Here is a 7,912-nt window from a genome sequence, read left to right as displayed (position 1 = left end):
GATAGGGACGATAAGGGGCAGCGGGTCACCCGCACTGTCACGTGTCTCGAGCCGCTCGCGCAGGACTGCGGCCAGAGCGGCGACGTCGTCGGGCCGCAGCCCGCCACGCACAAGGAACAACGGGCGGCCGGGCGTGGTTGTGGTGGACACAATCACCAGGGTGGCACGAGTTCCGGCCACCGCCACACCAACAAGAACGGTTAGGGTAGATACGTGCGTGCCGTCCCCTACATCCTCGTACTGGCGCTGGCCCTGTATGCCCTCATCGACTGCGTGCGCACTCCGTCGGAGAACATGCCTGCGCACCTGCCCAAGCCCATGTGGATCCTCCTCATCCTGGTCATGATCGGGGTGGGGCCGATCGCGTGGATCATCACCTCGCGGGTTCGCGCCGCCGAGGAGCACGGTGGGGAGATTGAGCGGACCGTGTGGTCCTCTCAGGAGAGCGTCCGCCTGCACCTGGCGGAGCGGCCCCGCCCGGTCGCCCCCGACGACGACCCCGAGTTCCTCGCCCGTCTGGAGCGGGATATCCGTCGGCAGCGCAAGGACGGCACCTCGGACTCCGCCGGCCGCGACGATCACGGCAACCACGCGGATCCGGGCGACGACCCGAACGCCCACGGCGGCGCGGGCGGTCCGGGCATCCCCTCCGACGATTCCCCGGAGTCGTGACGGGCGCCGACGCCGGTACAAAGCCAGTCGCTGCGGAGCCTGCCGCCGCAGCGGAGCCGGCCGCCGCAGTGGAGCCGGACCCCGCAGCACCGGCCGCGACGCTTGTCCCCGGCGCCGGCACAGACATGACGGGGATGCCGGCCCCGACCGCCTTGGACTGGCACCGACATTGCCGCCTGGTCGGCCCGGCACGCTGGCAGCTTCCCCTGGTCGACGCGACGCTCACGGGGCTGTTCGCACTGGTGACGTTGGTGGAGTCCACCTTCATCTTCACGTGGGGTGCTCACCCGGTCTACCTCGCCAACGTGCTGATCGCCCTGGTGGTGACCGCCGCTCAGCCCTTCCGGCACCGCGCTGCGGTGGTCTCGGGCGTGGTCGTCTACCTGGCCATGGTGGCGTACGTTGTGCTGCTGCGCCTCTCGCCGGTCAATCTGGGACTCTCGCCGATCATCGTGGCGGTGCCGACGACGCTGCATGCGCTGACCCGTTGGGTCCCCAAGCGCGGCTGGGGCATGGCGGGACTGCTGGCGGCGCTCGTGGGCAGCATCCTCAACCCGGTGCTGCTGTACTCGCTCAACCCCCGCACCGCGGGTGTCGTCACCGGTCCCCCGTTGGCCTTCACCCTGGCCTGCGTGCTGGTCGTCACCGGCGTCTACCTGCGAGCGTTGCGGTTGCGCGCCCGTGCGGAGACGCTCGACCGAGCCGTTGCCGAGGCGGCGCTGCTGGCCTCAACCCGGGCGGTGTCCGCCGAGCGTTTGGCCATCTCGCGGGAACTGCACGACCTCGTCGGGCATGGGCTCACGGTCGTCAGGGTGCAAGCGGACACGGGGCTGGCCATCGGCACCCCGGAGGCCGCCCGCACGGCTCTGGTCTCGGTGCGCGACGCCGCCGACGCCTCGCTCGCCTCCACACGTGAGCTGGTGGCGCTGCTGCGCGACTCGGCAGCGGATTCCAGCCCGGAACCGCTGGCGGACCTGACCGAGCTGCCGACGGTGGTGGCGCGCTCGCGCGCCACCGGCCTGGAGGTGGACGCTCACCTGCCCGACGCCGACGCGCTCGCCGCCTGGAACCGCTCCTGGTCGGTGCTTCAGCGGCTCACTCTCAACCGGGTGGTCACCGAAGCCCTGACCAACGCCACCAAGCATGGTGGCGGTCCGGTCACCGTGGCGGTCGAGGTAGGCGGCGGCCTCTGCACGGCCCGCGTCACCAACCCGCTGCCGGGCATGTTGTCCCCGACCGCATCCGGTCGCATCCCGCAGGTCGCGTCGTCCCGGCCCGGATACGGTCTGGTGGGCCTGGCCGAGCGTCTGCGCCTGGTCGGCGGCACCCTGGAGGCCGGCCCCGACGACGGCGACGGTCGGCCGTGCTTCCGGCTCACCGCCGTCTTCCCCGTCAACGACGTCGCTCCCGCAGCTACCGGCGTTGACGCGCGGGATGCTCATGAGCCCGACCCGTACAACAGGAGGGGGCAATGACTGATTCGCCCTTGCGCATTGCCGTCGTCGACGACCAGCAACTGCTCGTCGCCGCTTTCCGCTCCTTGCTGGATGCCCAGCCCGACATGACCGTGGTCGCCACCGCGCACAACGGCGACGAGGCGCTGAAGGCGCTGCGGCAGGCGCATGCGCGCGGCGAGGCCGCCGACGTGGTGCTCATGGACATTCGCATGCCGGTGCTCGACGGTATTGCCGCTACGCGCCAGCTGCTGGCCGACCCGGGCCTTGGCAGCGACGCGCGGGAACGACCCCCGCGGGTGCTCATGCTCACCACCTTCCAGGAGGAGGACCTGGTCATGGGGGCGCTGCGCGCCGGTGCTTCTGGATTCGCTCTCAAGGATTCCGGCTCAGCGGATCTACTCACCGCGGTTCGCGCCGTCGCCGCCGGGCATGCCTGGCTGGATCCGGTCATCACCCCCTATGTGCTCCAAGCCCTGGAGGGTCGGCCCGACGCCGTCGGAGTCGCTGTGCCCGAGCCCGAACGACCCGCATCCGAGGCCGGCACCAATCAGGTCACCGTCACGTCGTCGGCGCCTGTCGGTACTCCCCCGCGCGACGGCGGAGCCGCCGCAGCCGCCACCGGGTTGCTGCCCGGCGAGAGGCTGACCCAGCGCGAGCGCGAGGTGCTGGATCTGGTATGTCGGGGGCTGTCCAACGCGGAGATCGCCGCCCGGCTGTATGTCGCCGAATCAACGGTGAAAACGCATGTCAAGGCCGTGCTAGGGCGCACCGGCTGCCGCAACCGGGTCGAGCTCGTCATCCACGCTTTCACCACCGGCCTGGTGCAGCCCGGGCGCTGAGAGTCGGCACCACAGGCCTTCCAGCCCGTGCATCAACATTGTGATGCGACCTTGAGCGGACAGCCAATTTCGTATACGATATCGCCATGAGCGAGCACCTTCTGCACGGCAAGCCGGTGAGCGAGGAGCAGATCCAGGCTTGGGCCGATGAGGCCGAGGCCGGCTACGATCTCACCACCCTGCCCGCTCCGCGTCGGGGCCGCCCGCCCGTGGGCGAGGGGCCGGGCACAGTGGTGCCCGTGCGACTGGACCAGGAGACGATCGCCGCGCTGACCAAACGGGCTAACGAGGAAGGTCTGGCCACGCGCTCGGACGCAATCCGCGCAGCCGTGCGCGAATGGGCACACCTTGCGTGAGTTGCACGAGTCCGCGCGCAAGCATTACCAGCGCGACCGCCTGGATGATGCCGCCGTACTACACGCCGTCGAGCACGTGCTTAACTCCCGTCCCCTGGACGACGAGACCGACCCGCGGCGCTGGCTCATGATCGGTGTCGACCCGGCAGGGCGGCTGCTCGAGATCGTGTCTCTGATCTTCGACGACGGCTACGAACTGGTCATTCATGCGATGAAGGCACGCAACCAGTACCTCACGGACCTCTGACAGTCTTCCCTCCCCCTCAAGGGGGAGACGCGCGACGATGATGCGGGCCCGGCCGTATCCCTAGTGGGGATCCGCCGGCAAACACGTCGGCGGAGGCTGGGACCCATGAGTCAAAGATCATCAGCATCGCCGACCACCTGGCCGTCAGCGTCCGCCGTGGACCCGCAGCGGACCGGGGAGTGCCTCGGCCCGTCGTCGGCTCCCGACGCAGCAGCGCACCAGTCGCCAGCCGCACGCGACCTCGCTGCGCTCCCGCCCGGCTTGGCCCTGCGGAATGTGAACGTCAGCTACGGCCGGCAGCGCGTCCTCACCGACCTGTCGCTCACCGCCCGCCCGGGCCGGGTTTACGGCCTGCTGGGGCTCAACGGCGCCGGCAAGTCGACCGCCTTCAACACCGCGCTCGGACTGCTGCGTCCCGCCTCCGGGACCATCGACATACTGGGTCGTCCCCTGGACCGGCGCAGCCTCACGCAGGTGGGGGCCAGCATCAACGGCCCGGCCTTCTACCCGCAGCTGTCCGCGCGCCGGAACCTGCACATCCACTGTCTGCTCACCGGAACCTCCACCGAGGTCATCGATCCGCTGCTGGAGCACGTCGGCCTGGAGCAGGCCGGGCGCAAGCGCACCGGCAGATTCTCCACCGGCATGAAGGTGCGCCTGGCGCTGGCGATGGCGCTGCTGGGCGACCCGGCGGTGCTCATCCTGGACGAGCCCCAGAACGGGCTAGACCCACAGGGCATTATCTGGTTGCGCGATCTGCTGAGAGAGCTGGCGGCGCAGGGCCGCACCGTTGTGGTCTCCAGCCACGTGCTGGGCGAGATGGCGCGCACCTGCGACGACATCGGAGTCCTCGCGGGCGGGCACATGGTCTATGAGGGGCCGCTGGCCGACTTCGCCGCCGCGGGCCATGACCTGGAGGAGGCCTTCCTGGCCGCCGTCGCCGGATCCCAGTACCGCGGGGAGGCACACCGATGAGCACCCGCAAGGCGCCGGCGCGCAGCTCCGCCCCGGACGCGACGTCCTCCCCCGTTCCCGGCGCCCGGGCCGTGCTGATGGCCGAGTTGTGGCGCAACCACCGCACCGCCACCTGGGGCGTGCCCGTCGCCGTGGTCGTATTCACCCTCCACGCCCTCATGGTGGCCCACGCCTCCCACACGGCGTCCGGATGGAACGACGGCGTGCTGCCCTGGTTGAACCCCTACCCCGCAGCCTTCGCCCTGCCCATGGGGGCGCTGACCGGGGCGATGCTGGCGTGGCGCGAGCGACGCCACCGCGCCGGAGGAACCGCCTGGCGCGCAACCAGCCCAACGCTGACTGCGGTGGCTCGCGTCGTCGTCCTGGCCGCCTCGGCGCTGGTCTCACAGCTGCTCCTGCTGGCGCCCGTCGTCGTCGACGCGCTCGTGCGGGGCGCCGGATTTGGCCCCTGGCAGCAGTACCTACTGTTTGTCCTGGCGATGTGGGTGGCCGTGACCGGGGCGAGCGTCTGGGGGCTGGCGCTGGGCCAATGGCTCGGCGGCGCCGCCGTCGGGCTGGCTCCGGCGTTCGCACTGGTGTGGTCGGCCGCGGGAGCGGTCCAGGCGGAGACCCCGACCTGGTGGATGCGCCCCTGGACCTGGGCGATCCGCCCGACTCTGCCGCTGCTGGAAGTGCACGGTAACGGCGTCGCCCTGGAGACGGGCTCGCCAGTATGGGACTACCCAGTGGCGCCGAGCGTACTGGGCAGTGCCCTGCTGTGCCTGGCGGGCGTCGGCGTCGTGCTGCTCGGAACGCGGCGCGCACACCTCATCCGTTCCGGATGGCTCAGCCGCCTCCTAACGCGGCCAACCCCCGTGCCCCAGGCGGATGACCTCACCGCCCCGGCGCACCAGGCCGGGCCGGTTCTGCCCGCGACGCCGGCCGACCGGGCGGACCAGGCCGTCCCGACGCACCGTCCCGCGCCGGTGATGCTGCCTGGACCGCGCAACACATTCCGCGCGATTGCGCTCGGCCTGCCCTGGCGGGTGTGGACAGTCCTCGCCGTCGTACTGCTGGGGCTGCTGGTGCTCACTCGCGCCATCTACTCCACCTCCTACTCGCTGCCCCTCTTCACCCTCGCGGGCATCCCGATAGCCGCCTACGTGGCCGGGGCGACCGCCTGGCGCGCACAGTCCGACGCCTGGCGCACACTGGTGCTGCGGGCCCGCCCGGGTGTGCTGACCGCCGCCAGCCTAACCTGGGCCCTCGTGCTGCTGGCAGCCGTGCTCATTCCTGCATGGACGGTGGCATGCTGGGGTGCCCCGCTGGCGCAGACCGACCCCCGCCTCGGGGCGCTGACCGCACCCGTGTACGTATTCATGGTGGCGCCCTTCGTCGCCTTCATGCTCGCCGCGCTCGCACACACCCTGGCGCAGCTGGCCGGGACGGCGGTGACGATCAGTGTGGGCGTGGGACTGTTCCTCGTGGGCCTGATCATCGACGGCAACGAGGCGCTGGTGGCGACGCCGCTGTGGCGCTTCGCCCCGTGGGGCTGGACTCAGGTCGTCGGCACCTACCCGCAGCGCTGGCCGCTGGTGGCGGCGGCGAGCCTGGCCATCGGGCTCATGGCTTTCGTCGTCAGCGCCGCCCGGGGCCGCGCCGTGGCCACTCGTCACCACGACTAATGCGCCGTCGTCGGCCCCCGATCCCGGCGAGGACGCGTCAGCCCAGAACCTGCGGCTGGAAGCGGGGCCAGTTGGAGGTGTCGACGGCGTAGCCCCAGGCGGCGGCGTGGACGAACCAGTCGGCCGGCAGCCAGGTGCGCCCCACCAGCTGGGGGTGGGTCGGCATGTAGCGGCACGCCCACATGACCAGGACCAGTTCGGCCCACTGCCCGCGCAGCTTCCAGCGCGCCGACCCCGAAGCGTTGGCGGCCGCCATGACCACCTCGCCCACCCCGGTCAGCTGCACCTCCTGCACATCGGCGAAGGCGATCGACATGACGCCCTCCCCGGTGCCCAGGTAGATGCCGTGGGTGGAGACCGTGAGCCGGGCGTAGGCGAGGTGGCGCCACTTCTCGACGGCGTCGGCCTCGGCAGCCCGCTTGCGCCGGGAGTTGAGGTAGGCCTGCCCACCGAAGAAGGCGGCGGTCAGTGCCAGTCCCACCGGCCCGCCGGCGAGGAAGAAGCCGCGTGAGGGGTTGTAGGTGGCGTCCCCGCGCCGCCACACGAGCATCTCGGCGTCGCAGGTGGCGAGCATGACCTCGTCGGCGGCGAAGGCGCGCCGGATCGGGTCCACCACCGGGGAGACCGGGTTGGGGCGGCGCCCGGCGCGCAGGGCCGTCAGCACCCCGGCGGTGTTCCACCACACGAAGTCCTGGCCGGTCCAGGGCCGCTGCGGGACCGGACGGGGCGGGGCGGCCGGGACGACGTCGACGCCCCGGGCCGGGGCCAGCTCACCCGCGCCGGCAGCACTCGCACCCGGGCTCGTGGCTGCCGCGTCGTCGGCCCCCGGGGAGGCGGACGGTTCCGGATCGGTCGGGGCTACGTCGTCGGGACGGGCGGGCTCCGGAGGCAGAGGGGTGGCGGTCATGCGTCCTCGGAGGCGCGGTGTGCGGGCGCGTCGGGATCCTTGAATTGTCCGACGGCGTGCCCGACGCCGTCACCGGAACCAACGTTCTCGGCGGCGGCAGAGGTTCCCGGCACCATGTCCTCGGCGCGGCGCAGCAGGTCGCCGGCCGGTTCCCAGTACGACAGGCCGACCAGTGTGCGCCCGTCGAAGGTGAGCGAGGTCAGCGACGCCAGGGCGCACTGGCGACGCCGCGGGTCGTGTGCGAGCGGGCGGCCCTCCAGCCATAGGCGTAGCGCCCATACCGGCAGCTGATGGGACACGAGCAGCGCCTCATGGCCCTCCGCATGCGCAATGGCGGCGCGAACCGCGGCGCTCATGCGTTCCACAAGCTGGGTGTACGGCTCTCCCCAGCTCGGGCGCAGCGGGTTTACGTAGTAGCGCCAGTGCTCGGGGCGAGCCAGGATCGTCCGGTCGCGGTTGATGGGCACGCCCTCGAAGTGGTTATCGGCCTCGATGAGGCGTGGGTCGCAGGTGGGGACGAGCCCGAAGGCGGCCGCGGTCGGGGCGCCCGACTCGCGCGCGCGTTCCAGGGGCGAGGTGATGACGGCGGCGATGTCGTGACCGGAGGCGGACAGGACGTCGGCGACCTGGTCGGCCATCTGCCGACCGAGCTCGGACAGGTGGTATCCGGGCAGGCGCCCGTAGAGCACGCCCTCGGGGTTATCAACCTCGCCGTGCCGCATGAGGTGAATGGTCGTACGCGCCATGGCGCGATTCTCGCACGCTCCGATCCCGAATGGCGATGTGCTGGGATGC

Annotated in this window: 9 protein-coding genes; 7 read left to right on the top strand and 2 right to left on the bottom strand. The window is 71.4% G+C overall.

What is annotated here, in order from left to right; translation table 11 throughout:
* Positions 1-213: 213 nt before the first annotated feature.
* From RWX45_RS09290 to RWX45_RS09260, 7 genes are all read left to right on the top strand, one after another.
* Positions 214-672, top strand: coding sequence for a PLD nuclease N-terminal domain-containing protein (locus tag RWX45_RS09290; RefSeq protein WP_316023449.1), 459 nt, complete (start codon positions 214-216; stop codon positions 670-672).
* Complete coding sequence (locus RWX45_RS09285; protein ID WP_316023448.1) at positions 669-2,147, top strand: sensor histidine kinase; 1,479 nt, start codon at positions 669-671, stop codon at positions 2,145-2,147. Before RWX45_RS09290 ends, RWX45_RS09285 begins: the two co-directional genes overlap by 4 nt.
* Positions 2,144-2,968, top strand: a complete 825-nt coding sequence (locus RWX45_RS09280) for a response regulator transcription factor (protein ID WP_316023447.1) — start codon at positions 2,144-2,146, stop codon at positions 2,966-2,968. Before RWX45_RS09285 ends, RWX45_RS09280 begins: the two co-directional genes overlap by 4 nt.
* Before the next feature lie 86 nt (positions 2,969-3,054).
* Positions 3,055-3,324 carry a ribbon-helix-helix domain-containing protein gene (locus tag RWX45_RS09275; RefSeq protein WP_316023446.1) on the top strand — a complete coding sequence of 90 codons (270 nt, stop codon included), beginning with the start codon at positions 3,055-3,057 and terminating at the stop codon, positions 3,322-3,324.
* On the top strand, positions 3,317-3,571 hold the full coding sequence (locus RWX45_RS09270; RefSeq protein WP_316023445.1) for a toxin: 255 nt from the start codon (positions 3,317-3,319) through the stop codon (positions 3,569-3,571). The genes RWX45_RS09275 and RWX45_RS09270 overlap by 8 nt, the downstream gene beginning before the upstream one ends.
* Positions 3,572-3,838: 267 nt before the next feature.
* On the top strand, positions 3,839-4,546 hold the full coding sequence (locus RWX45_RS09265) for an ABC transporter ATP-binding protein (protein WP_316023450.1): 708 nt from the start codon (positions 3,839-3,841) through the stop codon (positions 4,544-4,546).
* Positions 4,543-6,210: a hypothetical protein gene (locus RWX45_RS09260; protein ID WP_316023444.1), complete on the top strand. Its 1,668-nt coding sequence runs from the start codon at positions 4,543-4,545 to the stop codon at positions 6,208-6,210. Before RWX45_RS09265 ends, RWX45_RS09260 begins: the two co-directional genes overlap by 4 nt.
* 37 nt (positions 6,211-6,247) lie before the next feature.
* On the opposite strand, the gene RWX45_RS09255 is transcribed toward RWX45_RS09260, so the two are convergent.
* Entirely contained in the window at positions 6,248-7,117 is an 870-nt protein-coding gene (locus RWX45_RS09255) for a hypothetical protein (RefSeq protein WP_316023443.1), read from the bottom strand.
* Entirely contained in the window at positions 7,114-7,863 is a 750-nt protein-coding gene (locus RWX45_RS09250) for a histidine phosphatase family protein (RefSeq protein ID WP_316023442.1), read from the bottom strand. The genes RWX45_RS09255 and RWX45_RS09250 overlap by 4 nt, the downstream gene beginning before the upstream one ends.
* Positions 7,864-7,912: the final 49 nt, after the last annotated feature.

Source organism: Actinomyces sp. MRS3W (assembly GCF_032465695.1).
GTDB lineage: Bacteria > Actinomycetota > Actinomycetes > Actinomycetales > Actinomycetaceae > Actinomyces.
This window is presented reverse-complemented; position numbering and strand designations above follow the sequence as displayed.